This window comes from Rhizobium changzhiense, assembly GCF_013087625.1.
Lineage (GTDB): Bacteria > Pseudomonadota > Alphaproteobacteria > Rhizobiales > Rhizobiaceae > Rhizobium > Rhizobium sophorae.
The window spans coordinates 1-552 of the sequence record NZ_JABFCQ010000019.1 but is presented as its reverse complement, the minus strand read 5'-3'; the positions used below and the strand labels follow the sequence as shown (position 1 = coordinate 552).

Annotated in this window: 1 protein-coding gene; it reads right to left on the bottom strand. The window is 55.8% G+C overall.

The window, feature by feature from the left end; all coding sequences use genetic code 11:
* Positions 1–275: 275 nt before the first annotated feature.
* Positions 276–552: hypothetical protein (locus G9X68_RS31690; protein ID WP_206679929.1), on the bottom strand; the 277-nt coding region annotated here is incomplete at its 5' end.

Below are 552 nucleotides of genomic sequence, written 5' to 3'. Positions count from 1 at the left end.
CAACGTCCGCACACCGGCTATTGGCGTCTCTATCCTATCGGTGGCCTCCGAAAGGGAACAGGCCGAGTTGTCAGCGTGGCAGGGGAACAGCGCTTACCTTTCGCTTTCCCGGAGATCAGACTTCAATTTCTCAATTTGGCGATCAAAGGCGTGCTTTACGGAGTTTTCGACCAGTGATTTCACGATTGCGCCACCGATGCCAGCTGCAGCAAGACTCGACAGGATCGCCGGCCCCCAAACGTTCCAGTCCATCTGCGATTCTCCCCATCTTCATCCTATCGGGTGGTGGCACGAGCACTTGGGAATGGAAAGTCCAATGCAACGAACAATCGCTGCAGCCAATAGTTTTTATGTGATTCCACGCGGGAGTGGTGAAGCGCGAAACGAGCGCCATTGCGGCCGGAGCAGCGGATCACCAGCAGGCGGCTACCGGCCTCGTGCTTGGCGTCGGCGCTTAGAGCGTATCCGGATTTAGTTGAATCGGAAGGGATTCCGTTTTTGGCTGTTTTGTGATTCAAGATGCTGGCTGGAGTGGAGGCCAGCATCGGATGA